Source organism: Actinomadura rugatobispora, assembly GCF_042656285.1.
GTDB lineage: Bacteria > Actinomycetota > Actinomycetes > Streptosporangiales > Streptosporangiaceae > Spirillospora > Spirillospora rugatobispora.
In genome coordinates this window covers 48,831-74,010 of the sequence record NZ_JBHSON010000018.1, presented here as the reverse complement: position 1 = coordinate 74,010, position 25,180 = coordinate 48,831, and the positions used below count along the sequence as shown (strand labels likewise).

The window sequence follows — 25,180 nt, the reverse complement described above, 5'->3', positions numbered from 1 at the left end:
CGTGATCGCCCCATGGCCAGCGGAGATCATCGCCATGGCCGGGTCAGCTCTCCGACGCCTTCGGTCCCTCGAGGGCGGGCAGGCAGACCCGGTCGCGACCGGACTGCTTGGCCCGGTAAAGGGCGAGGTCGGCGGCGGCGAGCAGCTCGATCAGGTCCTGGCCGTGCATCCGGAACAGCGCCACCCCGACGGAGATCGTCACGCCCACGGTGCCCTCCTCTGCGGGCACCGCCAGCCGCCGGACCCTGCCGCGCAGCCGTTCGGCGACCCGGCAGGCCTCCACCGTGTCGGCGCCGGGCAGCAGCACCACGAACTCCTCTCCGCCGAACCGGCCCACGACGTCGTAGTCGCGCAGCTGGCCGCACAGGGTGGTGGCCACGCCCACCAGCACCTCGTCACCGACCAGGTGGCCGTGGGTGTCGTTCACCCGCTTGAAGTGGTCGATGTCGATCAGCAGCAGGGCGAGCGGGTCGTGGGTGCGCTGGGTCCGGGCCAGCTCGGTGTCGGCCTCGCGTTGCCAGGCGGCGGCGTTGAGCAGCCCGGTCTTGGCGTCGGTACGGGCCGCGGCCTGCAACTGCTGGTGCATGAGGCTGCGCTGGAGCAGCACGACCGGGGGCAGCGCCAGCAGCAGGAGGAGCAGCGACAGGGTGGCGAGGATCGCGACCGAGACGCCCACGCACAGCTCGACCACGTCCAGCAGCAGGGTCTCGCGGTTCCACAGGACGTCCCGCCAGCGGCCCTCGGGGTTGGCGGCATGCGCCGCGATCACCACCAGCAGCGTGTTCAGCACCGTGAACAGCGCGGCGCAGCCCACGGCGACCAGCAGGTCGGTGATCCCGCCGATCACCCACAGAGGCCGGCCGTCCAGCGGCTCGGGCACCGCCAGGTGAAAGACCAGCGACGCGCACGCGCCCGCCAGGCCATGCGCCGCCATCACCATCACCCGCCGGTACAGCAGCGACCGCCGCACCCGGAACTGCAGCAGCAGCTGAAGCGGGATCGGGATCAGCAGGGCGTAGACCGGGGGGAGCAGCAGCGCGACCGGCAGCCACCAGGCCGACAGGATGTCGCGGGCGACCCCGGCGGGCATCCCGAGCCGCCGCGTCGCCTCGATGCACACCGCGCCGCAGGCCAGCAGCGCACCAAATGTCAGTAGATCGTTCGGCCGCGGGACGGTGCTCATCAGCCCGGCGACGGTCAGCGCCAGGTGCACGGCAACGACCACCGGCACGTAGACGGCCAGCAGGGACGGACGCATCGGCACCGCCCGCCGTTGCGGCCTTCGGGTGAGTTCTCCGCCGCGATCCTCGGCGGACGACTGCACAGCCGTCATCCTTCCCCCCTAAGCCTCACGTTGTGTAACACGATAATTGCAACGTGTGCGGAGGGGGCTGGAAACCGGTACCTTCGATAACGCACAAGTGGGTATCCGAGACGTGACCCACCGTAGGACCAGCGAAATCGCTGTCCGCCGCACATCCTGAGGGGGAATACACCATGCGCGGCGTCTCCTGGATATAACGCGTCTGCCACCCCGACGGCGCGGGGGCGCCGGCCGGCACCAGCCGGCCACCCGCCGACGCCCCCGCATCCCGGGTTCGATCCCCCCTCCGCCCACCCTGCGGGGCCCGCAAGCCCCGCAGGGAAGCACCCGTGCAGCGTCATCTGCGCCCACCAGCCCGTTCTTTCATCTCTTGTCTCTTTGACTTCCGGGGCACCCTTGGCCCCATCTCCAGCCCACGTCTCTCCGTCACCACGCTTCCTCCCTTCTCTTCGCCTTGTACGGAGCCCGCGCGCCGCGCGTTCACCCAACGCGATCACTCCCACACCCCGGGCACACGCCCGAGCCGACCGCCCTGGCCAGCATCGGCCGCCGGACAGCCAGGGGCGCCTGTCGCGAAGCGACCTCCAACACCACGCGAACGCCCTACCCGGGCAGCGAACCAACGCCGAAGGCAAGCGTCCCCACCTTGATCGCGAAGCGACACCGCCCTCCCAAGCCCCGGCAACCGCGAACCGCCCAGGCACGAACCAGCCCGAGCCGACACGGCGCAAGCCGTCCAGGCATGAGCCGGCCCAGCGCAAGCCGTCCAGGGCATGAGCCAGTGCGGCGCAAGCCGGTGCGGCCTACCGGTCAGACACGAACCAGTCCGAGCCGGTGAGGCATTAACCGGCGTGTGTGATCCGATCTGACCAAGCACGAGCCGGTGAGGACGCCCCGGTCACGCGCGAGCCCGTGACACGCACCCGTCCGAGCCCTCCAGACATGAGCCGGTGCGGCGCGAGCCGGTGAGGCCCGCGCCGGTCAGGCACGAGCCAGCCCGATGCGAGCCAGGCACGCACCAGCCCTTTGCGCACGAGCCGGTGCGACGCACGCCAGGCAAGCGCCAGCCCCTGAAGTACAAGTCGGCGCGGCGCGAGCCGGCCAGACGCGGGCTGGCCAGGCACTAGGCCGCGAGACACGAGCCGCTCAGCACGAGTCGATCTGAGCTGGTGCGCGCTCAGCACGAGATCTGAGCTGGTGCGACGCGAGTCGGTCATGCGCAGGCCGATGAGGCGCGAGACAAGCACCGGCTCGAGCCGTCCAGGCGTGAGCCGGGTGCGGCCCGCACCGGTCGGGCACGAGCCAGGCCGCGCCGGTGAGGCGTTCGCGTGTGAGCCGGTCTGACCGAGCACGAGCCGATGAGACGCGACCCGGTCACGCGCGAGCCCGTGACACACACCGGTCCGAGCCTTCCCTCCAGGCATGGACGGTCATGCGCGAGCCGGTGCGGCCCGCGGCGGTCGGGCACGAGCCAGCCCGAGCCGGCGCGGCGCGGCGCGAGCCAGCCAAACGCGAGCCCGTGAAGCAGGAGCCTGCGACGCAAGCCAGGTAAGCGCCAGCCCTTGAAGCACGAGTCGCGCGGCCAGACGCGGGCTCTCCAGGCGCTAGCCAATCAAGCACTAGGCCCACTACTCGGCACAAGGCGGTCTGAGCGAGCGCGAGCCTGTGGCACGCACTGGGACGAGTCGTTCGGGTATGAGGCGGGGCGGGTTGTGGTGGTCTCGGGTACGAGTCAGGTCGTGGTGGGGAGGCGTTAGCGGGGGGCGGTCTGGGTGGTTCGAGTCGCGGTGGGAGGTTAGGCGGCCTTGGGGTCTTCTTCTGGTTGGTCGGTGGCGGTCAGGGCCCACTGGTCGGCGGCATCCTGGGCTTCGCGGCGGTCTTCGTCGGTGAGGGCGCCGCCGCGCTGGACGGGGCGGAAGGCGGCGGTGCCGCGGCTGAGGTCATGGCCCAGGGTGGTGGCCTCGACCTCGGCGGAGAAGCGCCACTGACCGTCCCTCTCGTACTGGCGGATGCGGAGGCGGCCGGTCACCACGACCGGGTGGCCGCGTCTCAGGTCGGAGGCATTGACGTTGTCGGCCAGGGACCGCCAGCAGTTGACCGTAAGGAACATCGTCTCGATGTCCTGCCACTGGGCGCTCTGCCGGTCGTAGCGGCGGGGGGTGTAGCCGACTCGTAACGACAGGAACGGGGTGCCGTTGCCGGTCACGGTGAAGTAGGGCTCGGCGGCCAGCCAGCCGACCACGGTGATCTGGGCCTCGTTCATGGCTGCTCCACTCTTGTTGAGGTGCGTGCTCTCAACGGTGGCGCAGGATGACGGTGGGTGAAAGGGGATGTGCGGATTGTGGATAACTCAGCCGAGGAGGTTGGCGGCCTCGGAGCGGAAGTGGGCGTAGCGGTCGAGTTCGGCCGCGACCGGCTCCAGGACCTTCTCGTCGGCGATCTGCTCGATGCGTTCGCGCATGTGGGTCTCCATCCGCTGGCCGTGCTTGGCCGAGGACAGCGCCACCAGGTTGCGGCACGCGGACGAGGTGAGGGCGCCCATGCCGAGCGTGCAGACGACCAGGATCAGGACGTACGGGATGAGGCCGGTCTCGCCGAGCAGGGCGCCGGGGCCGTCCGCGCCGACGACGGCGTAGATCAGGAGCAGCGCGATCCACAGCGCGCCCAGGCCGCTGACCAGGACGAGGAAGTACTGCCAGGTCTTGACCAGCCACCACCAGCCGGGGACCTGGTTGAACGTGGGCAGGGCGTCCATGAGGGAGGCGCCGAGGGCTTCGGGGAGTTCGCCGGCGTGGGAGCGGGCGGCGGCACGGACCGAGCGGGCCCAGGGTTCGGGCAGGTCGCCGGTGACGCCGTCGGTGACGCCCTGCAGGGCGGTGTCGACGTCGCCCTGCTGGGCTCCGATGGGGCCGGTGAAGGCGTTGCGGAGTTCCTCGCGGAGCTCGGTGAGGCGCATCCGGCGCAGCGGGTCGCTGCGCAGGCGGGTGACCAGGGCGCTGACGGGCCAGCCGACGAAGTCGGCGGCGCGCAGCTCGTAGGCGCTCTCCATGGCCTCGGCGACGGCCGGGGCGCCGGCGGCGTCGGTGAGGGCCTGGACGAGCTCGGCCCGGCGGTCGGCGCCGATGCCGGACGGGGGTTCAGCGGGGCCGCGGAGGGCGGCGAGGCGTTCGGCGACCCGGTCGATGTCGACGTCGAGCCGTTCGCCGCGGGCGCGGCGGGCGGCGACGGTGTCGACCAGGACGTCGCGGAGCCCGCGCACGCCGCGCTCGCTGACCGCCGAGGTGGTGACGATCCGCGGGTCGGCCAGGCCCTCGGCCTCCAGGAGGCGGCGCAGGTCGGCGACGCAGTCGTCGATCTCGAAGGACTGGAGCCGGTCGACCTGGTTGAGGACGATCAGGGTGACGCCGGCGTGCCGGGCGAACGGGACGATGTAGTTGCGGTGCAGCGCGGCGTCGGCGTACTTCTGCGGGTCGACGACCCAGACCAGCAGGTCGGCGATGGTGACGAAGCGGTCGACCTCGGCGCGGTGGACGGCCTGGATGGAGTCGTGGTCGGGCAGGTCGATCAGGACGAGCCCGTGCAGGGAGCTGTCGGCGCGGTCCAGGTCGAGGGCGCTGGCGCGGGCGTAGCGGTGGCGCTTGTCGACGTCGAGCCAGTCGAGGAGGGGCCCGGCGCCGTCGAGGCCCCAGACGCAGGCGTGCGCCTTGGACGTCATCGGGCGGCGCATGCCGGTGGGCGACAGTTCCAGTCCGCAGACGGCGTTGAACAGGGAGGACTTGCCGCTGCCGGTGCCGCCGGCGAGGGTGACGACGGTGTGGTCGCCCGACAGGCGCAGGCGCTGCCCGGCGCGGTCGAGGAGCTTCCCGGCGTCGTCGATGAGGTCGCGGTCGAGGCGGCCGGTGCCGTACCGGACGAGGCGTTCCAGGCTGTCGAGGCGGGTGGCGACGCCGCCGGGGCCGGGTTCGGCGGCGGCCTCCGGGGCGGCGGGTGGGGCGGGCCTACCGGAGGCGCCGGAAGGGCCCGGCGCGTTCGCGGGGATGGCCGAGGTGGTCATCGGGCGACCTCGAGGTTGTAGGTGGCCTGGTAGAGCTGGACGGGAACGGTCTCGTCGGGGATGCCGGCGGCGTCGATGGCCTGCCCGTAGCGGATCGACTCCTCGTCGAACAGCATCCCGATGCGGCTGCGCAGGTCGGCGCGGGCCTTGGCGCCCATGCCGCGCAGCGACTCGGCGCCGAACAGGGCCTTGAGGAGGCGCTGCGGGACGGCGCTGGTGCCGCCCTCGACGGCGACCTCGGAGGTGCCGTAGCCGAGTAGTCCGATCATGAGGACGAGGGAGACGGCCTCGGAGTCGAACGACAGCACCTTGGCGACCGAGCGCTTGGTGACGCCCTCGGTGCGGATCAGTTCGTGGACGTGGTCCTGCCAGGCGCTGACGGCCCGGGTGACGCGGCGGGAGAGTTCGGGGGAGGCGTGGCCGAGCCCGGTGACGGGGCCGTCCAGGACCTGGCGTCCGGCGGGGTGGTCGCGCCAGCGGACGATGACCTGGTCGGCGGCGTGCTCGGCGGAGGAGAGGATGAGCGATTCGAGGCCGCCGCGCAGCGCGGCCTTGAGCGCGCGGACGCGGGTGGGGCTGGTGCGGCGGCGCCGGCTGGGGCCCCGCTTGGGGCGTCCGCGCTGGACGTGCAGGGAGCGCAGCAGGTCGCCGGTGCCGGCGAAGTCCTGCCAGCGGGCCAGCACCTCGCCGCGCAGGAGGGAGCCGTTGCGGGTGGCCTCGTCGAGTTCGGCGAGGGCGGTGCCGTAGGAGGACTCGACCTCGCGGGCCAGTTCGGCGCGCTTCTCGACCTGGGCCTCGACCTGCTTGGCCAGTTCGGGGACGCGGGTGCGGAAGCTGTCGAGCACGCCGACGAGGGTGTCGCCGATGACGACGGTGCGGTCGTCGGCGTTCTCGCCGACGCCGACGAGCCATTCGCGGATGTCCTCGACGGCCTCCTCGGGCAGGCGGCTGTCCTCGACGCGGGTTTCGGGGATGGTGAAGCGGCGGGCCTCGCCGACGTCGTGCTCCACCAGCATCTCGCCGAAGTGGTCGACGACCTCGGAGCCGGCGCCCTGCGGCACCCGGGAGAGCACGACGCCGATGGTGGCGCCGTTCTCGCGGGCGCGCTGGAGCATCTCCCAGACCTGGGCGTCGGCGTAGCGGGCGGCGGTGGTGACGCACAGCCACAGGTCGGCCGCGGCCATGAGCTTGGTGGCGAACTCGTAGTGGTCCTCGAAGACCGAGTCGAAGTCGGGGCTGTCGAGGAGGGCGAGGCCGGGCGGCAGCGCGTCGCTGCCGATGATGACGAGCTGGTCGCCGGCGATGGCGTCCGGGGCGGGGCCGCGGACGCGGCCCATGCCGGGCAGCATCGGGCCTTCGAGGAACCAGTCGGTGAAGTCGGGGTGGCAGACCAGGATGGGGCTGCTGGTGGTGGGACGGAGCACGCCGGTGGCGCTGACCCGCGCCCCGACGAGCGTGTTGACCAGGGTGGACTTGCCCGCGCCGGTGGAGCCGCCGAGGACGACGAGCATGGGCGTGCCGGCGGCCTGGATGCGCGGGAGGACGTAGTCGTCGAGCTGGTTCTTCAGCTGCAACTGGGCCTCGCGGGCCTCCTCCACGCCGGGCACGTCCAGCAGGAACTCGAACGCGCCGAGCTCGTCGCGCAGGGCGCCGAGGGCGCGGACCAGTTTGCCCTGGCGCACCGAGATGCCGGCCTCGTCGGGCGTGTCGCCGGACCCTCCGCCGGGGGCGGCACGGGACGTGCCGGACCTGCCACGGGGGCCGGGGACCGCGCCCGCCTTCTCGTCGTGAACCGCGCTCTGCTCTGCCGGGGGTGTCACGGATCCCGTCCCATGTCCGCTCGAATCATGTCGATCTCTCGTGCCACGTTGACCACGTCGCCCACGACCACGATCGCCGGTGGCCGCACCCCTGCGGCCTCCATCTCCCCCGCCACCGTGCCCAGGGTCGCCGTCAGCGCCCGCTGGCCCGGGAGCGTGCCCTCCTGGACCACGGCGACCGGCGTTTCAGTTGACCGACCATAGCGCATGAGGGCCTCGGCGATGAGCGCCATGCGCTCGACCGCCATCAGCAGGATCAGCGTGCCCTGGGCCCGGCCGAGACCGGGCCAGTCGACCGTGGAGGCCGGATGACCTGGGGAGACGTGCGCGGACACCACGTGGAACTCCTGGGTGACGCCGCGGTGGGTCACCGGGATGCCGACCGCGGACGGCACGGCGACCGCGCTGGTGATCCCCGGGACGACGGTGACCGGGATGCCGTGCCTGGCGCAGTGCAGGACCTCTTCGGCGCCGCGCCCGAACACGAACGGGTCGCCGCCCTTGAGCCGGACCACGAACTTCCCCTGCCGGACGTGCTCGACCAGGTAGTCGTTGATCCGCTCCTGGGTGACCGTGCGCCCGTAGGGGATCTTGGCGGCGTCGACGACCTCGACGTCGGCGGGCAGCTCGTCCAGCAGCTCGCGGGGGGCCAGCCGGTCGGTCACGACCACGTCGGCCTGGGCGAGCAGCTGCCGCCCGCGCACGGTGATCAGCCCGGGATCGCCGGGGCCGCCGCCGACCAGCGCCACGCCGGCCGGCTTGTGCCGGGAGTGCCGCGCTTCGAGGGTCGCGTCGCGCAGGCCGTCGACGACGGCGTCGCGGATCCCGGCGGCGCGGCGGGGGTCTCCCCCGGCCAGCACGCCGACGGTGGTCTCGCCGACCCGGCCGCTCGCGGGCGTCCAGGCCGGGGAGGCGTCGGCGTCGTCGGCGCGCACGCACCAGATCCGGTCGGCCTCGGCCTCGTCGGCGACGGCGGCGTTGACCTCGGCGTCGTCGGTGACGGCCTGGACCAGCCAGGCGCCCGCGCAGTCGCCCTTCTCGTACGGCCGGCGCAGCCAGGTGACCGTGCCGGTGCCGCCGTCCCGGCCGGGCGCGGCCTGGACGAGCAGGTCCTCCAGGGAGGGGGTGATCTCGGGGGCGACCATCACCACGTCCGCCCCGGCCGCCAGCAGCGCCGGCACCCGGCGCTGTGCGACCCTGCCGCCGCCGACGACGAGGACGCGTCGCCCGCCGAGTCGCAGGCCTAGCAGGTACGGGGGCACGTGGGTGTTCTCTCGATCGGGGCTGTGGGGTTGTTCGCGGCCGCCGGTGACGGACACGTGTCCATGTGGACCAAAGGTACTCGCGTTGAGGCGTTCATGGAGAGGGCTCCCGCCCAGTCGATAGCCGAGCGTGACTCATTCCGTGATCATGCCGTGACTCTGCCCGGAGCCCTTTCCGCTCACCCCGGCCGAGTCGAAGGTGGCGACCTCGTGCAGGACCCGTACCGCGCTCTGCACCAGCGGCAGCGCCAGCAGCGCGCCGGTGCCCTCCCCGAGCCGCAGTTCCAGGTCCACCAGCGGGCGGAGCCCCAGGTGGTCCACGGTAGCGGAATGGCCGGGCTCGGCCGAACGGTGGCCCGCCACGCAGGCGGCCACGGCGTCGGGGGCGATCGCGGCGGCGGCCAGGGCCGCGGCGCCGGCGATCACGCCGTCGAGCACCACGGGCACCCGCAGCGCCGCGCCGCCGAGGATGAAGCCCGCCAGGGCGGCGTGCTCGAACCCGCCGACCGCGGCCAGCACCCGCAGCCCGTACTCGGTGCCGCCGTCCGGCGTGTCGCCGTCCCCTGCGGGGAGGGCGTGGCGGGCCAGGGCGGCGCGGACGATCTCGACCTTCCGGGCGTGGGTGGCGTCGTCGATGCCGGTGCCGCGGCCGGTGACGCGCTCGGCCGGCAGGCCGGTGAACGCGGCGATCAGCGCGGCCGACGCGGTGGTGTTGGCGATGCCCATGTCGCCGGTGAGCAGGCAGCGGGCGCCGGAGCCGGCCAGGTCGCGGGCGGTCTCGATGCCGACCGCCATCGCCCGGCGCGCCTGCCCGGCGGTCATCGCCGGGCCCAGGGTCAGGTCGGCCGTGCCCGGGGCGATCTTGCGCGGGAGCAGGCCGGGCGCGGCGGGCAGGTCGGCGGCGACGCCCACGTCCACGACGGTGACGGTGGCGCCGACCTGCGCGGCGAAGGCGTTCACGACCGCGCCGCCGGCCAGGAAGTTGGCCACCATCTGCGCGGTCACCTCCTGCGGCCAGGGGCTCACGCCCTGGGCGTGGACGCCGTGGTCGGCGGCGAACACGGCGACCGCGGCGGGCTCGGGCAGCGGCGGCGGGCACGTCCCGGCCAGCCCGGCGAGCCGTACCGGCAGGTCCTCCAGCACGCCCAGCGAGCCGGGCGGCTTGGTGAGGCGCGCCTGGTGCTCGCGGGCGTCCCGCATCGCCGCCTCGTCGAGCGGGCCGACGGCCGCGACGGTCTCCTCGATCACGGACGCGGCCGCCTCCGCGGTCAGGTCAGATTCCCAGCTCACCCAGCACCTCCAGGAGGGCGTCGTTGGCGGCCCGGTCCCGTACGGCCACACGCAGCCAGTCGGGGCCGAGCCCGGGGAAGGTGTCGCCGCGCCGGATGGCGAAGCCGCGCTCCCGCAGCAGGGCGCGGATGCCGAGCGCGTCCGGCACCCGCAGGCACAGGAACGAAGCCCGCGCCTCGGGGACGACGTAGAGTCCGCGCCCGGCCAGCTCGGCGGCCAGCCGGTCGCGTTCGGCGCCCATCCGGGCGGCCCACGCCTCCGCCTCGGCAATGGCGGCCGGCGCCAAGCACTCCTCGACGGCCACGAGCGCGGGCGTGGACACCGCCCACAGCGGCTGCGCCTCGGCCAGCGCGGCGATCAGCCGCGGTTCGGCCAGCACGTACCCGGCGCGCAGCCCGGCCAGCCCCCACGTCTTGGTGAGGCTGCGGACGACGATCACGCCGCCGGGGAGCCGTCCGGCCAGGCTCTCGGGTTCGCCGGGCACGCAGTCCATGAACGCCTCGTCCACCACGACGGTGCGTCCGGGACGGGCGAGCCCGGCGATGGCGGCGGCCGGGTGCAGGACGGAGGTCGGGTTGGTCGGGTTGCCGATCACGACCAGGTCGGCGTCCTCGGGGACGGCGGACGGGACGAGGGCGAAGTCCTTGCCCAGCACGACCCGTTCGACCGCGTGGCCCGCCGCGCGCAGCGCGGACTCGGGCTCGGTGAACTGCGGGTGGACGACCGCGGCGCGGCGGGGCCTCAGGGCTCGGGCGATCAGCACGAACGCCTCGGCGGCGCCCGCGGTGAGCAGCACCTCCTCGGTGGCCCGCCCGTGCCGCCGGGCCGCCGCCCGCCGCGCGGCCGAGGGGTCCGGGTAGGCGGCGAGGTCGGAGATCGCGGCGCGCAGCCGGTCGGCGAGCCAGTCGGGGGGCATGCCCGTGCGGACGTTCACGGCATAGTCGCGGAGCCCCTCCCCGACCTCGGTGTCACCGTGGTGCCGCAGGTCGATGTCCTCGTCCGCCGATCCGTCAGTGTGCATGGACGTGCCCATGCCCGTGCCCATGCCCGTGGCCGTCCGCGGGGTCGTCGGGGTGGTGGTGCGGCGTCTGGGGGGCGCCCACGCGGTCCTCGAATCCGGGCAGGGTGATCCGGTAGACGCAGGTGTCGCAGTTCATCCGGATGTCGCCGGCCAGGGCCTCCTCGTACCGTTCGACGACCAGGTCGGCCAGTCCCTCGCAGTCGCCGATCACCTCGGCGCAGCGGATGTCCAGGGCGGGGTGCCCGGCGGCGTACGCCCGTGCCTCGTCCGCCACGCGGTCCGGCAGCACGCCTCTGAACAGGAAGTACGGCAGCACGACGATCCGCCGGGCGCCCAGGCTGCGCAGGCGTTCGAGCCCTTCGGGGACGCTGGGGCGGGCCAGCGAGATGAACGCGGGCTCCACGCACATCAGCCCGTGCCCCTGGTCGGGCCCGCCCGCGCCGCGTCCCTCCCAGAAGAGCCTGGCCACCTTGTGGACCTCGGCGTTGGCGTCGGGGTCGGTCGAGCCGCGTCCCACCAGCAGGACGGCCGCGGGCCCGTCGGCGGCGGTTCCGGACGCGCCGCTCAGGGCCGCCTCCATGCGCTCTTCCAGGAGGGTGAGCAGGGTGGGGTGCGGTCCGAGGGGACGGCCGTAGGTGTACGAGAGCCCGGGATGGCGGACCAGCTCGCGGGCCATCGCGCCCGGTATGTCGCCCTTGCCGTGGCCCGCCGCGACCAGGACCAGCGGCACGGCGGCGACCCTGCGGTGGCCGTCCCCGTACAGTCCGGCGACGACCTCGGTGAGCGGGGGCGGCGACAGTTCGATGAAGCCCCCGGCCACGGCCGGGCGCATGCGGCGGCGCAGCCGCTGGACGAACCGGCCGAAGTCGGCGACGCCGTCCTTGTCCTGGGTGCCGTGGCCGACCACCAGGAGCGGCGGTCCCGGCTCCGCGGGCACGGTCATCGTGACTCCCCCTCGTGGTAGAGCAAGGCGTTGGCGGCGGCCGCGGCGACCGCCGAGCCGCCCTTCTCCGAGACGTTGCTGAGCTGCGGGAGCCCGCTGGCGCGCAGCGCCTCCTTGGACTCGGCGGCGCCGACGAAGCCCACCGGCAGCCCGATGACCAGGGCGGGGGCGACCCGGCGGTTGATGAGCTCGAACAGCGCGGTGGGGGCGCAGCCGACGACCCAGACCGCGCCGGGGCCGACCTCGGCGTACGACAGCCGCACCGCGGCGGCGGACCGGGTGATGCCCGCCGCGCGGGCCATCCTGGCCGCCGCGGGGTCGTTGACGTGGCACAGCGTCTCGCGGGCGGTGATCCCGGCGGCGACCATGGCGACGTCGGTGACCAGCGGGGCGCCCGAGCGCAGCGCGGCCCAGCCGCGTTCCAGGTGCTCCTCGCGGGTCTGCAGGTCGACGGCGTACTCCAGGTCGGCGCTGGCGTGGATCACGCGCTCGGCCACGGCCCGCCACAGCGGCGGCATGGGCGAGAGGTCGACGCGCGACCGCAGGATCTCGAACGAGCGGACCTCGATCGGGTGGGGCCGGCGAACGGTCACGGGCGCTCCTCGGCAGGAGAGGGGACGAACGGGGGGACGGACGGAACGGTCAGGCCCATCGATACCCCCTGGGGGTGACGAATCGCCCGGCCACGGTCCGGCTGCGGCTCGATCCGACCAGCACCACCGTGAGCATGTCGACCGCCTCGGGGTCGAGCCCGCCGAGCGTGGTGACGGTGACGGTCTCGTCCGGGCGGGAGGCGTTGCGGACCAGGCCGACCGGCGTGTCCGGGGGCCGGTGCGCGGCCAGGATCTCCAGGGCCGCGGGCAGCTGCCAGTCGCGCGCGCGGCTGCGCGGGTTGTAGAAGCAGACGGCGAAGTCGCCCTCCGCCGCGGCCCGCACCCGCCGCTCGATGATCTCCCACGGGGTGTGCAGGTCGGACAGCGAGATGTAGGCGTGGTCGTGGCCGAGCGGGGCGCCGAGCAGGCCGGACGCGGCGACCGCGGCGGTGATCCCCGGGACGCCCTCGACCTCGACGCGGTCCGAGGCGAACTCCAGCGCTGGGCTCGCCATCGCGTACACGCCCGCGTCCCCGGACCCGATCAGCGCGACCGCCCGCCCGGCCTCCGCCTCCTCGACGGCGGTACGGGCCCGTTCCTCCTCCTGGCCCAGGCCGCTCTCGACGATCCTGGTGCCGGGGCGGAGGAGGTCGCGGACCTGGTCGACATACTGGTCCAGGCCCACGACCACCGACGACCGCCGCAGCGCCTCGTGCGCGCGGGGGGTGAGCAGGTCGCGGGCGCCCGGCCCGAGCCCGACGATGCTCAGCCGCCCCTTGGGGGCCAGCCGGGCGACGGCGGCCGTGGCGTTGGCCGACTTGTGCTTGGGGGCGACGAGTTCGGCGCTCCGCCCGAACGAGCGGGCGGCGTGCAGGGCCGCGGCCTCGGCGACGCTGGGCGTGCCGACCTCGGCCCGCACGACCTCGGACGGGTTGGGGACCTCGACCTCCGCCAGCACCTCCGCCGGGAACGTGACGACCTCCCAGCCGCGCTCCTCGGCGGCCTTGAGGATCCCCTCCTCGTCCGCCTTGAGGTCCACGGTCGCCAGGCACCGGACGGACTCCGGCGCGAGCCCGGCGCCCGCCAGCGTCAGGTCGATCAGCTCGCCGGCCTCCGCCGCCGTGACGCCGCGCGCCGACCCGACCCCCACCACCAGCGACGGCGGCCGGTACACCAGCCGGTTGCCGAACCAGCCCTCGTGGCACATGCACGCGATCTCGGCGCCGTCGGTGACCAGGATCCCGGTCCCGGGCTCGTCCTGCTCCTCCCGCTCATCCTGCGCGGAGGGGGGGACGCGGACGTTCGGCGGGAGGGCGGGCAGCGGCCAGCCGTCCGCGCCCTCCAGCGCGACCGGCTCCCCCGACAGCACCGCGGCCCCGACATGGGCGAGCAGGTCCGGGTTGTGGACGGTGAAGCCCAGGTCCGCGCCGTAGGAGTCGAGCGGGGCGACACCGGTGCGGTCGCTGGCGGTCGTGACGACCGGCTCGCAGCCCAGCACCCCGGTGAGCCGCCTGGCCAGCAGGTTCGCGCCGTGGTGGCCGCCCAGCACCGCCACCGCGAACCGCATGCTCTCATCCACGCAGACCACGGCCGGGTCGGTGGTCTTGTGCTCCAGCAGCGGGGCCAGGACCCGGACGGTCGCGCCGACGGCGAGGAAGCTGACGATGGAGTCGCAGGTCCGCCAGGCCTCGCGGAGCGCCTCGGACGCCTTCAGATCGGTGAACGAGCGCACCTCGCCCGGCCAGGCGGCCGCCAGCGCCCCGGCCGCTGAACGGCCCCCGGCCGTCGCCGCGACGACTCCGATCACCGCACGCTCCCGCTCGCAGACTCGCCGTCCATACCGTCCACTTCGTCCACATCCATTTCGGGGAGTTCGGCGACCGTCACGGCCGCGGACGCCGGGGGCCGCTGCGGCACCGCCCGCCCGCGCCGCCCCTCCGGGCCGGTCGCGGTGCCGGCGCGCTCGCCCCACACGACGTAGACCGGCGCGGCCGGCGCCGCGCCGAACGGGGCGGCGGAGAGGCTTACGGCCTGGGTGGCGAGCGACTCGCCCTTGAGCGCGTCGATGGCGCCTTGCACGCGGTCGGCGTCGGCGACCACGACGACCACGCTGCGCAGGGCCCGGGCGGCGCAGGCCCGCGCCACGTCCGGCCCGCCGCCGCCGACGAACACCGCGTCGGGCTCGGGCAGGTGCTCCAGGACGGCCGGCGCCGTGCCGCGCGAGACGGCCACCTTGACGCGGTGGGCGCGCACGTTGGCGCGGATCCCCTCGCAGGCCGCCTCGTCCCGTTCGACGGCGACGACCGCCGCGCCGAACCGGGCGCACTCGATCGCGATCTCGCCGCGGCCCGCGCCGACGTCCCAGACCATGTCGCCGACCCGGGGGCCCAGCTTGGCCAGCGCGAACGCCCTGATTTCCGCGCCCGTCCCGGCGGCGCCGCGGGACGGCGCGCCGTACGCGAAGTCGGCCGGGGGCAGCGCCCACCGCGCCGGTCCGGGCCGCGCCCCGGCGATCCAGCCGCGCTCGCCGTAGGCGGCCGCCGCCGCGATCCGGCGCTGGTCCAGGACGAGCACCACGTTCGGGTCGCGCCAGGGACGGGTGGTGGCCTCGGCGGGACGGACGCGCACCACGCGCTCGCGCGGGCCGCCGAGGTCCTCGCACACCACGAACGTGCGCGGCGTCTGCGGGAACAGGGCGCGCGCCAGCTCGGCCGGGCCCGCGCCCGGCGCGGTGAGCACCGCGACCTTGGGATGGGCCCGGCACGCGTTCACGGCGCGGCGCAGTTCGCGGCCGTGCGCCGAGACGACAAGGGCGTCGTCCCACGACAGCCCGGCCCGCGCGAACGCCCGCTGCACCGACGACAGCGCCGGAAGCACCCGGGGCCGCCGCCCGCGCTCGCGCAGCGCCCGGACGATCCCGAAGAACCCGGGGTCGCCGCTGGCCACGACCACCACGTGGTGGTCGCCGTCCTCGCGGTCGAGTTCCTCGTCGATCGCGTCGAGGGCGGCCCGGAGCTCGCCCATCACGATCGTGCGGGCGCCGGGCGGGACCGGCACCGCCGCCAGGTGCCGGCGGCCGCCGGCCACGAGCGAGGCGCGCTCCAGCAGCTCGCGGGCCTCGGCGGAGAGGGGCGAGCCGTCGTGCCCCAGGACGGTCAGGGACGACGACGAGGCCGGGGAGGTCATCGGCTCAGCCGTCCGTACATGCCGACCATGCGCTCGCCGCCGAAGTCCATCAGCACGACCTGCACCGCGATCGGGCTCGCCTCGGAGCCCTCCCGCACGGCCGCGGCGGCGCGTTCCAGGTCGTCGGCGACGCGGCGGCACAGCTCCCGCCCGCACGGCCCGAGCAGCCTGGCCTCCTCCCACAGCTCGTAGGCGCGCCGCGCGGATCCAGCCGCGGCCACCGCGTCCGCCAGTTCCGCGGACCCGCCCATGTCGGCGGTGATGCCGGCGAGACCGTCCACCGGTTCGAGGGCGGCGAGGGCGTCCGCGGTGGCGAGCAGGATCAGCTGGCGGAGGCCGTGCTCGACCGCCTGCCGCAGCGCCTCGTCCACGTCGCCGCGCGCGGCCGTCCCGGCGCCCACCTCGACGAAGCAGACCTCGGGGAGTTTGGGCAGCATCCTGGCGGCCGTGCGGCCGGCCGGTCCGGCGCCGTGCAGCACGAGGGTCCGCTCGCCCTGTGCCGCGATCGCCGCTACCGCCCCGCCACCACCGCTGCCGCCGCCGGTGCCGCCGTCCGATCGTGCCGTGCCTGTTGGGTTCATGGCCGACGAGCCTCCCGAAGCCGCCGCCGCGCCGACGGCTCGGCACGCCGGTGACCGTGGAAGTGGCCCGGGTGGTACAGGTGCGACCGGGTGCCGCCCGCCGCCAGCGCCGGCCCGACCAGCACCAGCGTGTGCTTCCACAGCCGGTGCTCCTTGACCGTGGCCTCCAGCTCGCCCAGGGTGCATCGGACGACCAGCTCGTCCGGCCAGGTCGCCTGGTAGGCGACCACGCACGGGGTGTCCTCGGGGTAGCCGCCCTCCAGCAGCTCCTCCTGGAGCTGCCCGGACCGGGCGGCCGACAGGAACAGCGCCATCGTGGTGCCGTGCCGCGCGAACGCGCGGACCTCCTCCCCCGGCGGCATCGGGGTCTTGCCGCCGCCGAGCCGGGTCAGCACGACCGACTGGGCGACCTCGGGGATGGTCAGCTCGCGCTCCACCACGGCCGCGACCGCGCTGAAACTGGACACGCCCGGGACGACCTCGGTCTCCAGGCCCATCTCCTTGCAGCGGTCGAGCTGCTCCTGGAGCGCCCCCCACAGCGCGGGGTCGCCGGAGTGGATGCGGGCGACGGTGAGCCCCTCCGCCACGGCCCGCTCGTAGTACGGCAGCACGCCCTCCATCGGCAGCTGCGCGGAGTCGACGATCTCGGCGCCGTCCCGGGCGTGCTCCAGCACGTCCGGATGGACCAGGCTGGCCGCCCAGATCACCACGTCCGCGGACGCGATGGCGCGGGCGGCGCGGAAGGTGAGCAGGTCGGCGGCGCCGGGCCCGGCGCCCACGAACAGCACCCGGCCGCGGGGACCTGAGGGGGGTGTCATCGCAGCCTTCCTCCCCGGGCGCCGTCGCGGCGGCCCGGCACGATCAGCGTGGACAGGTAGGGGACGGGCCCGGCCAGGTCGCGGGCGGGCCGGATCTCCTCGCCGGGCAGGCCGAGGCGGGCGCCGTAGCGGGCGTCCTCCAGCCGTCCGGTCTCCTTGAGCGCCTCGACCACCTCGGCGGCGACCGAGCCGAACTTGTACGCCACGACGGTGTCGCCCGTCTCCAGCGCGGCCCGGAACGCCCGCAGCGCCCCCGGGCCTCCGGCCAGCGGCACCAGCCCGATCGACTCCGTGCCCTCGGCGAGCACGGTGCCGGACCGGGCCGCCAGGTCCTGCATGGCGGTGATCCCGGGCACGGTCGCGACCTCGGTGCCGGGCCGCAGGGCCTGGACGGTCTGCGCGAGGTAGGTGAAGGTCGAGTAGACGTTGGGGTCGCCGATGGTGGCGAACGCGACGGTGGCGGCGCCCTCGTCGAACGCCCGGACGACGCGTTCGGCGGCGGCGTCCCAGGCGGCGGCGCGGCGCTCGGTGACACCGCCGCGGTCGTTGAGGGCGAACACGACGCGTTCGGCCTTGCCCGTGTAGGCGCGGACGACCGACTCGGCGCGGCCCTCCTCGTCCAGTGCGATGACCGGCACCAGGACGACGTCGGACTCCCGCAGCGCGCGCACGCCCTTGGCCGTCACCAGTTCGGGATCGCCGGGCCCGACGCCGACGCCGATCAGCTTCCCGGGACCGCGCGCGCCCTCGCGCCGGGCGTCCAGGTCGGCGGCGACGAGACTGAACACGTACTGGTCGACGGGACGGCCTTCGGGGTCTCGCCCGGTGGCGCGCAGCACGCCCTCATGCCGGAAGCCCGCCTTCTCTGCGACGCGGACGGAGGCGTGGTTGCCGACGTCCACGCGCAACTCGACCCGGTTGAGCCCGCCCCCGCCGCTTTCGCCGGGACGCAGAGCCCACTCACTGAGGGTGCGGAGCGCGTCGGTGGCCAGCCCGCGGCCGCGTGCCGCCGGGCGGATCCCGTACCCGGCCTCGGCCGCGCGCGCCGTCCAGTCGACCCGGTACAACCCGATCGTGCCGTGCAGCTCGCCGGTCGCGCGATCGGCCACCGCCGCCTGCAGGCCCTCACCCGAACGGGCGGCGCCGTGCACGCCCTCGGCCAGCCACCAGTCCAGCGCGTCGCCGCTCGCCGGGACGTTGGGCGGCAGGAAGTCCTCGCCCGCGCCCATCGCCTCCGCCAGGGCGGCCGCGTCGCCCGGCGCGAACGGGCGCAGCCGTGCACGCCCGCCCTCCAGGCCGCCGCCCTCCGCGCCGAAGGCCGCATCGAAGGTCGTCAAGCGTCCTCTCCTTCTTCGGCCTGGCTCGCCCGCACCATCCGCTCGGCGAACAACGGTTCCCCCGCCCAGTGCAGATGCAGATACGAGGCGATGCAATCCCCCTGGACGAAACCCTCGGGGGAGGTGGTCGACCACTGCCAGGCCGCCGTTCCACCGTGGCGGGGCTCGGTGACGGTGCGGTGGAACTCGTGGCCCCGCACACGCTCCCCGGTACGGGCGACCACCGAGTCCGACACGGCGACGGCCGACCGGTACCCGAGGGTCAGCCGCGGCGCCATGGTCGCGGTGACCTCCTCCAGGACACCGCACATCGGCTCGCCGTCCAGCTCCCGGCCCAGGTAGAGCAGCCCGGCGCATTCGGCGTACACCGGGCCGCCCCCGGACGCGAACGCGACCAGGGCGCGCCGCAGCGGCTCGTTGGCCGACAGCTCGGGCGCGTACATCTCGGGGAAGCCGCCGCCGATCACCACGCCGCGCGTGGCGTCCGGCAGCCGCTCGTCGCGCAGCGGGTCGAACCGGACCACCTCGGCGCCCGCCGCCTCCAGCAGCTCCTCGTTCTCCGCGTACCCGAACGTGAACGCCGGGCCGCCCGCGACCGCGATCCGGGGCCGCCCGCCGCCCGGCGGGGGCGCGGCCACCTGCGCGCCCGGCTCCCACCGCGCCGACGCGGGCAGCGGCGGGGCGCTCCGGGCCAGGGCCGTCAGGGCGTCGAGATCGCAGGACGAGGCGACCAGGTCACCGAGCCGCTCGACGGTCGCGACCGCCTCCACGCTGCGTTCGGCCGCCGGGATCAGCCCGAGGTGGCGGGACGGCGTCGCCACGTCGTCCCGCCGCCGCAGCGCGCCCAGCACCGGCACGCCCAGTTCCTCGACGGCCTCGCGGCACATCCGCTCGTGCCCGTCCGAGCCGATCCGGTTGAGGATGACGCCGCCCAGCCGCACCCGCTCGTCGTAGGTCCGGAAGCCGTGCACGGTCGCCGCCACCGAACGGCCCGCCGCTGCGGCGTCCACCACCAGCACCACCGGCGCGTCCAGCAGCCCGGCCACATGGGCGGTCGAGGCGAACCCGCCCTGCTCGGCGGCGCCGTCGAACAGGCCCATGACGCCCTCGACGACCGCCACCTCCGCCCCGGCGGCGCCGTGCAGGAACAGCGGGACGACCAGGTCCTCCGACGTCAGCCACGGGTCGAGGTTGCGGCCAGGGCGGCCGGTGGCGAGCGCGTGGTAGCCCGGGTCGATGTAGTCGGGGCCGACCTTGTGCGGCGACACGGCGGTGCCGCGGGCCGCCAGCGCCGCCATCAGCCCGGTCGCGACGGTCGTCTTGCCGCTGCCCGACGCGGGCGCCGCCACCACCAGGCGAGGGACCGGACTCACCACTCGATGCCCTTCTGGCCCTTCTGGCCGCGGTCCATCGGGTGCTTCACCTTGCCCATCTCGGTGACCAGGTCGGCGAGCTCCAGCAGCCGCGGATCGGCGTCCCGGCCGGTGATCACCACATGCTGCGCGCCCGGCCGGTCCTTCAGCGCGGTGAGGACGTCGTCGACGTCGATCCAGCCCCACTTCATCGGGTAGGTGAACTCGTCGAGCACGTAGAACCGGTACGTCTCGGCGGCCAGGTCGCGCTTGATCTGCGCCCAGCCCTCCCGGGCGTCGGCCTCGTGGTCGGCCTCGGTCCCCGGACGCTGGATCCACGACCAACCCTCGCCCATCTTGTTCCAGGTCACCGGGCCGCCCTCGCCGCTGTCGCCGAGGACGCGCAGCGCCCGCTCCTCGCCGATCCGCCACTTGGCCGACTTCACGAACTGGAACACCCCGATCGGCCAGCCCTGGTTCCAGGCGCGCAGCGCCAGCCCGAAGGCCGCGGTCGACTTGCCCTTCCCCGGGCCGGTGTGCACGATCACCAGCGGCCGGTTGCGGCGCTCCCTGGTGGTGAGCCCGTCCTCGGGCACGTACTCCGGCTTTCCCTGCGGCATCGCGTGCTCACGCCACCTTCCCGGACGCGTTCCTGACGTCCCTGACCACCCCGGCCAGGCCGCCGGCGGCGAGGTCCTCCAGCCGCACGGTCTCCGCGCCGAGCCGGGTCCCCAGCTCGGCCGCCATGCCGAGCCGCACCGGCCCGGACTCGCAGTCGACCACGACCGACGCCACCCCGGCCGCGGCCAGCAGCCCCGCCGCCGCGGACGGGTCGGGCCCGTGCGTGAAGCGGCCGTCGGTCACCACCACCAGCAGCGGCCGGCGGGACGGGTCGCGCACCCGCTCCACCCGCAGCGTCTCGGCGGCCCGCAGCAGCCCGGCGGCCAGCGGGGTGCGGCCCCCGGTCGGCAGCCGGCCCAGCCGCCGCGCGCCGGCCTCGACCGACGAGGTCGGCGGCAGCGCCAGCTCGGCCGCGGTGCCCCGGAAGGTGATCAGCCCGACCTTGTCGCGGCGCTGGTAGGCGTCCATCAGCAGGCTGAGCACCGCGCCCTTGACCGCGGTCATCCGCCGCCGCGCCGCCATCGAGCCGCTGGCGTCGACGACGAACAGCACCAGGTTGCCCTCGCGCCCGTCGCGGACCGCCTCCCGCAGGTCGCCGGCCTCGACCACGATCCCGGGACCGGTCCGGCCGCGCGCGTGCTGGTGCGGGGCGGCGGCGTGCAGCGTGGCGCTCAGGTGCAGGCCGCGGGCGCCGGGCCGGGCGCCGGAGACGCGCCCGAACGGGCTGCGCGCCTTGGAGCGGCGGCCGGGCGCGCCGGTGCCGGTACCCGGCACGGTGAACAGCCGGGGCCTGAATGTGGCGCCGGCCTGGGCGGGCTCGCCCTCGCCCGCGTCCCGCTCCTTGGTGGGCAGGCGCTCGTCGGCGGGCCGCTCGCCGTCGTTCACCGAACGGCCGTTGAGCAGGGCGTCCAGGACGCTCAGCACGCCCCCGCCCCCGCCCCCGCCGCCATCGAGGCCGCCCGGTCCGCCGCCGGGGCCGCCGCCCGGCCCGTCGTCGTCGGGCTCGTCGCCGTCGGCGGGCCCGGACCCGTCGTCGCCGGGCCCTTCCTCGGCCTCGGCCGACGCCGGTTCCGGCCGGGGCTCGGGCTCGGGCTCGGGTGGGGCGTCTCCGGGACGGTCCGGGGAGTCGTCGCCGTGCTCCTCCAGGATCTCGTCCAGCTTCTTCTCGTCCAGGCCCGGCGCGTCGAACGGGTCGCGGCGGCGCCGGTGCGGCAGCGCCAGCCGGGCCGCGGTCCGCACGTCCTCGGCGGTGACCACGGTGCGCCGGTGCCAGGCGGCCAGCGCCATCGCGGCCCGGGCCGTCACCAGGTCGGCGCGCAGCCCGTCCACCTCGAAGGCGGCGCAGACGGCGGTGATCTGGCGGAGCGCGGCGTCGGTGAGCTCCACCCGGGGCAGCCGGGACTGCGCGGAGGCGATCCGGGCGGCCAGCTCGGCCTCGGCCACGCCCCAGCGGGCGGCGAAGCGGACCGGGTCGCGCTCGTAGTCCAGCCGCCGCCGCACGACCTCGGCGCGCTCGGCGGGGTCGCGGGTCGCGGCGACCTCCACGGTGAGCCCGAACCGGTCGAGCAGCTGCGGGCGCAGCTCGCCCTCCTCCGGGTTCATGGTGCCGACCAGCAGGAACCGGGCGGCGTGCCGGACCGAGACGCCCTCGCGCTCGACGTGCGACTCGCCCATCGCGGCGGCGTCCAGGAGCAGGTCGACCAGGTGGTCGTGCAGCAGGTTGACCTCGTCGACGTACAGCGCGCCGCGGTGCGCGGCGGCCAGCAGTCCGGGCTCGTACGCCTTCACGCCCTCGGTGAGGGCGCGCTCGATGTCCAGGGAGCCGGTGAGGCGGTCCTCGGAGGCGCCGACGGGCAGCTCGACCAGCCGTGCGGGCCGCTGCTCGGCTCCGGCCGGCCCGACCGGCGCCGGAGCCGCGGGAGCGGCCGCACGGGCGCCGGTGTCGTCGGCCGGCTCATCGGCGGGCTCGGGGGCCGCGTCGAAGGCGCCGTCCTCGTCCGGCTCGCCGTCGAACACGGCGTGCGGGCCGTCCGGGCAGGCCGGGTCGGGGTCGCGGGGGTCGCAGGAGAACCGGCAGCCCGCCACCACCGGCACCGACGGCAGCAGGTCGGCCAGCGCCCGCACGATCGTCGACTTGGCGGTGCCCTTCTCACCGCGGACCAGCACGCCGCCCACGCCCGGAGAGACCGCGTTGACCAGCAGTGCGAGCTTGAGGTCGTCCATGCCGACGACGGCGGAAAAGGGGTAGCGCGCCTGGTGGGGCTGCCCGTCGGCGCCCGCGCGGCTCATCGGCCCATCAGATAGGGCGGCATGCCTCATCGTCCTTCCCTCGGGTGTCCACGCCCGTGGCTGTCCTTCCAAGGGACGCCCCCAGAGGCTCGGCGGTGCCCGCGAGTGGTGTCACTCGGTTCACCGCGGTCGCCCGCGTCCCTCCGACGGCCGGAGTCTCCTGGCTCCCGGATCGCCACTCCCCCTCAGCCTTCCAGCGTCGCCGCCGTGGCCGAACGCGAGGGGGAGCTCCCCATGGTCACAGTTGCGGGACAGCCCCGGATTCGCACCGGGTTCCTCCGCTTCCGTCGCCTGCACAGGATGGCATACCGGTAGGAACCGCCCAAGTCGCGGTGGGGTGAGAGCGTCCGGGCACCCGTGTCCGGAGGCGTGCCGGGAACGTGTTCTACCGCCGGCTCCGCGCGCCGGCGGCCGAGGTGGAGAAGGCGCGAACCGCCCGCCCCCGGCCGTTCAGCCGAGCGGCGGCGGCGCGGGCGCGGGGGCCGGGACGACGGCCCGGTAGGGCGCGCGGAGCAGGTCGGCCGGAAGCTGGACGGCGGCGGGCACGGTGAACCAGACCGCCTTGCCGCGCGCCCTCGGCAGGCACCGCGACATGGTCCGCAGCATGCCCCAGCGGCCCTCCGACAGCTCCTGGACGATGCTCAGCCCGCGGCCGTAGTCGCCGGAGGTCCAGGAGTAGCCGGGGAGGCGGGCGGCGGCGTCGCGGTCGAACACCGCGCAGCGCAGCTCGCCGCCGGACGCGCCGCCGGCGTAGAGCCACAGCTCGTGCGGGCCCCGGTCGGCGGCGTGCTGGTGGGCGTTGGTGGCCAGCTCGCTGGCCATCAGCTTGGCGTCGGCGATGGCCGCGCGGGACGCTCCGGCCTCGGCCAGCGCCTCGGCCAGGACCGAGCGGGCGTACCGGGCGCAGCCCGGCCCCTCGGGGAGCGCCCAGGCCCGCCCTAGCGGCGGCGGGCACTCCGACGGGACGACCGGTACCACCACCTCGTCGACGCGGGCCTCCGCGGCGCTCAGCCGGGCGCGCCACCCGGCGTGGCCCGCGTGGCCGGGGCGGCCCCCTCGGCCGTCGGGGCCCTCCCGGCGGTCGCGCCGGTCGCGGGCGTCGTCCCGGGCGCCCTTCCGGCCCGCCGTACCGGCGGAACGGAGCATCGGCGCCCCGCCTCCGGAGTCGTCGGCGGCGGCGACGCCGTCCGCGGAGCCCGCCGTCGCTGGTCCGGCTGTCTCTGGTGAGGTCTTCACGGGACCCTCCCGCATCACGTCCGTGGTGCCCGGACTCGCCAACACTGCCACTCGCCTGGCCTGTGCCACTACTGTCCCGTTACGTTCCGCTCACAGGCGATCACGTTTCCTCAGCTTCGCGTGAGAATCTCACTCACGCAACACGCTTCGCAAGATTGGCGTTACCGGCATGCTCGTTTGTGTTGAACGGAACGGACCGAATCGGGAGACTCTCGGCTCATGACGTATCGGCCCACCGTGCGCGGTCGCCGGCTGGCCCGGGAGCTTCGCAGGCTGCGAGAGGCGCAGGGTCTCACCCTGCAGGAGGTGGCGGACCGGCTGGACTGGTCGCGGGCCACCGTCTCGCGGCTGGAGACGGGGCAGACCCGGCCCAAGCCCAACGACATCGCGGACATACTCGATCTGTACGGCGTGCCCAGCCCCGCCCGGGACGCGCTCATCAACCTGGCGCGGGAGGCGGGCCAGCGCGGCTGGTGGACCGCCTATGCCGACGTGTTCACCGGCAGCTACGTGGCCCTGGAGGACGAGGCCTCGCAGATCCGCACCTGGGACCCCCAGCTGATCCACGGGCTGCTGCAGACCGAGGACTACGCCCGGTCCGTGATCACCGCGGGCCGGATGCTGCCCACCCCCGAGGACATCGAGCGCCGGATCGACGCCCGCAGGGCCCGGCAGGCGCTGCTGGAACGGGAGCAGGCGCCCCGGGTGCACCTGATCTTCGACGAGGGCGTGCTGCACCGGCCGATCGGCGGGCCGGAGGTGATGGCGGAACAGCTCGTCCAGCTGGGCGCGATGGCCTCCCGGCCCAGGATCACCCTCCAGGTGCTGCCGTTCGACGCAAAAGAACATGCCGGACTTGACGGACGTTTCACGATACTTTCGTTTCCCGACCCCGCAGACCCCGATATCGCCTACGTCGAGGGGACCATGGGCGACGTTTATCTCGAAAGCGCCGAGGCAATAGCAACACATGGGGACCGCTTCGCCCGTATCACGAAGGCGGCCCTCTCCCCCGAGGAATCCGCGCACCTCATAGCCGAGGCAGCAAGGAGATGCACGTGAACCACCCCTCCCCCGATATCACCCGAGCCCACTGGCGCAAGTCGTCGCACAGCGGCAGCGGCAACCAGTGCGTGGAGGTGGCCGCCCTCACCGGCGACCACCGCGCGGTGCGCGATTCGATGGATCCGCACGGCCCGGCCCTGATGTTCACGCGGTCCGAGTGGCACCGCTTCCTGGAGGCCGTCCGGCGCGCCTAGGCGAGCACTCGGAAGGTCTTCTTCCCGAGGGGTCGCGGCGATCTCGCCGCGGCCCCTCGGCCCGCCCGGCACCCTTCGCCGGGCCCTGCCCCTGCACAGGAAGTAGAACGTGTTCTAGAGTCTGTGTGTCAGGTGGCCGAGCCACTGCGCGAGCGCGTTACCTGCCCGGTGAGGCGACGCCGGAGGCGAGCCTC

At 74.8% G+C, this 25,180-nt stretch carries 20 protein-coding genes and 1 riboswitch; of the genes, 2 read left to right on the top strand and 18 right to left on the bottom strand.

All coding sequences use genetic code 11. The features are described from left to right. Positions 1 to 43: 43 nt before the first annotated feature. The 18 genes from ACFPZN_RS15220 to ACFPZN_RS15135 form a co-directional block, all read right to left on the bottom strand. Positions 44 to 1,333, bottom strand: coding sequence for a GGDEF domain-containing protein (locus tag ACFPZN_RS15220; RefSeq protein ID WP_378282596.1), 1,290 nt, complete (start codon positions 1,331 to 1,333; stop codon positions 44 to 46). 1,786 nt (positions 1,334 to 3,119) lie between these two features. Next, positions 3,120 to 3,587, bottom strand: a complete 468-nt coding sequence (locus tag ACFPZN_RS15215) for a single-stranded DNA-binding protein (RefSeq protein WP_378282595.1) — start codon at positions 3,585 to 3,587, stop codon at positions 3,120 to 3,122. A gap of 87 nt (positions 3,588 to 3,674) precedes the next feature. Next, positions 3,675 to 5,378 (bottom strand): P-loop NTPase family protein, encoded by a 1,704-nt coding sequence (locus tag ACFPZN_RS15210; protein ID WP_378282594.1) that lies wholly within the window; start codon positions 5,376 to 5,378, stop codon positions 3,675 to 3,677. Then, positions 5,375 to 7,198, bottom strand: coding sequence for a GTPase family protein (locus tag ACFPZN_RS15205; RefSeq protein WP_378282593.1), 1,824 nt, complete (start codon positions 7,196 to 7,198; stop codon positions 5,375 to 5,377). The genes ACFPZN_RS15210 and ACFPZN_RS15205 overlap by 4 nt, the downstream gene beginning before the upstream one ends. Beyond that, the gene (gene cobA / locus ACFPZN_RS15200; protein ID WP_378282649.1) at positions 7,195 to 8,460 is read right to left on the bottom strand and encodes a uroporphyrinogen-III C-methyltransferase; all 1,266 of its coding nucleotides are present in this window, start codon (positions 8,458 to 8,460) and stop codon (positions 7,195 to 7,197) included. Before cobA ends, ACFPZN_RS15205 begins: the two co-directional genes overlap by 4 nt. Positions 8,461 to 8,595: 135 nt before the next feature. Next, positions 8,596 to 9,750: a nicotinate-nucleotide--dimethylbenzimidazole phosphoribosyltransferase gene (cobT, locus tag ACFPZN_RS15195; RefSeq protein WP_378282592.1), complete on the bottom strand. Its 1,155-nt coding sequence runs from the start codon at positions 9,748 to 9,750 to the stop codon at positions 8,596 to 8,598. Continuing rightward, positions 9,734 to 10,771, bottom strand: coding sequence for an Rv2231c family pyridoxal phosphate-dependent protein CobC (cobC, locus tag ACFPZN_RS15190; protein ID WP_378282591.1), 1,038 nt, complete (start codon positions 10,769 to 10,771; stop codon positions 9,734 to 9,736). Before cobC ends, cobT begins: the two co-directional genes overlap by 17 nt. Further along, complete coding sequence (locus ACFPZN_RS15185) at positions 10,761 to 11,714, bottom strand: sirohydrochlorin chelatase (RefSeq protein ID WP_378282590.1); 954 nt, start codon at positions 11,712 to 11,714, stop codon at positions 10,761 to 10,763. The genes cobC and ACFPZN_RS15185 overlap by 11 nt, the downstream gene beginning before the upstream one ends. Then, a complete protein-coding gene (locus ACFPZN_RS15180; protein ID WP_378282589.1) occupies positions 11,711 to 12,307 on the bottom strand; it encodes a precorrin-8X methylmutase in 597 nt (198 codons plus the stop codon). The genes ACFPZN_RS15185 and ACFPZN_RS15180 overlap by 4 nt, the downstream gene beginning before the upstream one ends. A 49-nt stretch (positions 12,308 to 12,356) precedes the next feature. Continuing rightward, a complete protein-coding gene (gene cobJ / locus ACFPZN_RS15175) occupies positions 12,357 to 14,114 on the bottom strand; it encodes a precorrin-3B C(17)-methyltransferase (RefSeq protein ID WP_378282588.1) in 1,758 nt (585 codons plus the stop codon). Then, the gene (gene cbiE, locus ACFPZN_RS15170; protein ID WP_378282587.1) at positions 14,111 to 15,493 is read right to left on the bottom strand and encodes a precorrin-6y C5,15-methyltransferase (decarboxylating) subunit CbiE; all 1,383 of its coding nucleotides are present in this window, start codon (positions 15,491 to 15,493) and stop codon (positions 14,111 to 14,113) included. The genes cobJ and cbiE overlap by 4 nt, the downstream gene beginning before the upstream one ends. After that, positions 15,490 to 16,074, bottom strand: a complete 585-nt coding sequence (locus tag ACFPZN_RS15165; RefSeq protein WP_378282586.1) for a hypothetical protein — start codon at positions 16,072 to 16,074, stop codon at positions 15,490 to 15,492. The genes cbiE and ACFPZN_RS15165 overlap by 4 nt, the downstream gene beginning before the upstream one ends. Beyond that, entirely contained in the window at positions 16,071 to 16,892 is an 822-nt protein-coding gene (cobM, locus tag ACFPZN_RS15160) for a precorrin-4 C(11)-methyltransferase (RefSeq protein ID WP_378282585.1), read from the bottom strand. Before cobM ends, ACFPZN_RS15165 begins: the two co-directional genes overlap by 4 nt. Beyond that, positions 16,889 to 18,229, bottom strand: coding sequence for a precorrin-2 C(20)-methyltransferase (gene cobI / locus ACFPZN_RS15155; RefSeq protein WP_378282584.1), 1,341 nt, complete (start codon positions 18,227 to 18,229; stop codon positions 16,889 to 16,891). The genes cobM and cobI overlap by 4 nt, the downstream gene beginning before the upstream one ends. Continuing rightward, positions 18,226 to 19,602: a cobyrinate a,c-diamide synthase gene (locus ACFPZN_RS15150; RefSeq protein WP_378282583.1), complete on the bottom strand. Its 1,377-nt coding sequence runs from the start codon at positions 19,600 to 19,602 to the stop codon at positions 18,226 to 18,228. The genes cobI and ACFPZN_RS15150 overlap by 4 nt, the downstream gene beginning before the upstream one ends. Further along, on the bottom strand, positions 19,599 to 20,201 hold the full coding sequence (cobO, locus tag ACFPZN_RS15145; RefSeq protein ID WP_378282582.1) for a cob(I)yrinic acid a,c-diamide adenosyltransferase: 603 nt from the start codon (positions 20,199 to 20,201) through the stop codon (positions 19,599 to 19,601). Before cobO ends, ACFPZN_RS15150 begins: the two co-directional genes overlap by 4 nt. A gap of 7 nt (positions 20,202 to 20,208) precedes the next feature. Continuing rightward, positions 20,209 to 22,491, bottom strand: a complete 2,283-nt coding sequence (locus tag ACFPZN_RS15140; RefSeq protein WP_378282581.1) for a magnesium chelatase subunit D family protein — start codon at positions 22,489 to 22,491, stop codon at positions 20,209 to 20,211. Between the two features lie 153 nt (positions 22,492 to 22,644). Next, positions 22,645 to 22,770: riboswitch (cobalamin riboswitch) on the bottom strand. A gap of 171 nt (positions 22,771 to 22,941) precedes the next feature. After that, the gene (locus ACFPZN_RS15135) at positions 22,942 to 23,727 is read right to left on the bottom strand and encodes an ATP-binding protein (RefSeq protein WP_378282580.1); all 786 of its coding nucleotides are present in this window, start codon (positions 23,725 to 23,727) and stop codon (positions 22,942 to 22,944) included. A 219-nt stretch (positions 23,728 to 23,946) separates the two neighbouring features. On the opposite strand from ACFPZN_RS15135, the gene ACFPZN_RS15130 reads away from it, so the two are divergent. Together ACFPZN_RS15130 and ACFPZN_RS15125 are read left to right on the top strand one after the other, a co-directional pair. After that, positions 23,947 to 24,789: a helix-turn-helix domain-containing protein gene (locus ACFPZN_RS15130; RefSeq protein WP_378282579.1), complete on the top strand. Its 843-nt coding sequence runs from the start codon at positions 23,947 to 23,949 to the stop codon at positions 24,787 to 24,789. Beyond that, the gene (locus tag ACFPZN_RS15125) at positions 24,780 to 24,986 is read left to right on the top strand and encodes a DUF397 domain-containing protein (protein WP_378282578.1); all 207 of its coding nucleotides are present in this window, start codon (positions 24,780 to 24,782) and stop codon (positions 24,984 to 24,986) included. The genes ACFPZN_RS15130 and ACFPZN_RS15125 overlap by 10 nt, the downstream gene beginning before the upstream one ends. The last annotated feature ends 194 nt before the right edge of the window (positions 24,987 to 25,180 follow it).

Coding starts and splice junctions, on each gene's coding strand:
- ACFPZN_RS15210 (WP_378282594.1), bottom strand. CDS start 5,378: ATGACCACCTCGGCCATCCCCGCGAACGCGCCGGGCCCTTCCGGCGCC.
- cobM (WP_378282585.1), bottom strand. CDS start 16,892: ATGACACCCCCCTCAGGTCCCCGCGGCCGGGTGCTGTTCGTGGGCGCC.
- ACFPZN_RS15140 (WP_378282581.1), bottom strand. CDS start 22,491: ATGAGCCGCGCGGGCGCCGACGGGCAGCCCCACCAGGCGCGCTACCCC.
- cobO (WP_378282582.1), bottom strand. CDS start 20,201: ATGCCGCAGGGAAAGCCGGAGTACGTGCCCGAGGACGGGCTCACCACC.
- ACFPZN_RS15215 (WP_378282595.1), bottom strand. CDS start 3,587: ATGAACGAGGCCCAGATCACCGTGGTCGGCTGGCTGGCCGCCGAGCCC.
- ACFPZN_RS15185 (WP_378282590.1), bottom strand. CDS start 11,714: ATGACCGTGCCCGCGGAGCCGGGACCGCCGCTCCTGGTGGTCGGCCAC.
- ACFPZN_RS15165 (WP_378282586.1), bottom strand. CDS start 16,074: ATGAACCCAACAGGCACGGCACGATCGGACGGCGGCACCGGCGGCGGC.
- ACFPZN_RS15125 (WP_378282578.1), top strand. CDS start 24,780: ATGCACGTGAACCACCCCTCCCCCGATATCACCCGAGCCCACTGGCGC.
- ACFPZN_RS15220 (WP_378282596.1), bottom strand. CDS start 1,333: ATGACGGCTGTGCAGTCGTCCGCCGAGGATCGCGGCGGAGAACTCACC.
- cbiE (WP_378282587.1), bottom strand. CDS start 15,493: ATGACCTCCCCGGCCTCGTCGTCGTCCCTGACCGTCCTGGGGCACGAC.
- cobC (WP_378282591.1), bottom strand. CDS start 10,771: ATGCACACTGACGGATCGGCGGACGAGGACATCGACCTGCGGCACCAC.
- ACFPZN_RS15130 (WP_378282579.1), top strand. CDS start 23,947: ATGACGTATCGGCCCACCGTGCGCGGTCGCCGGCTGGCCCGGGAGCTT.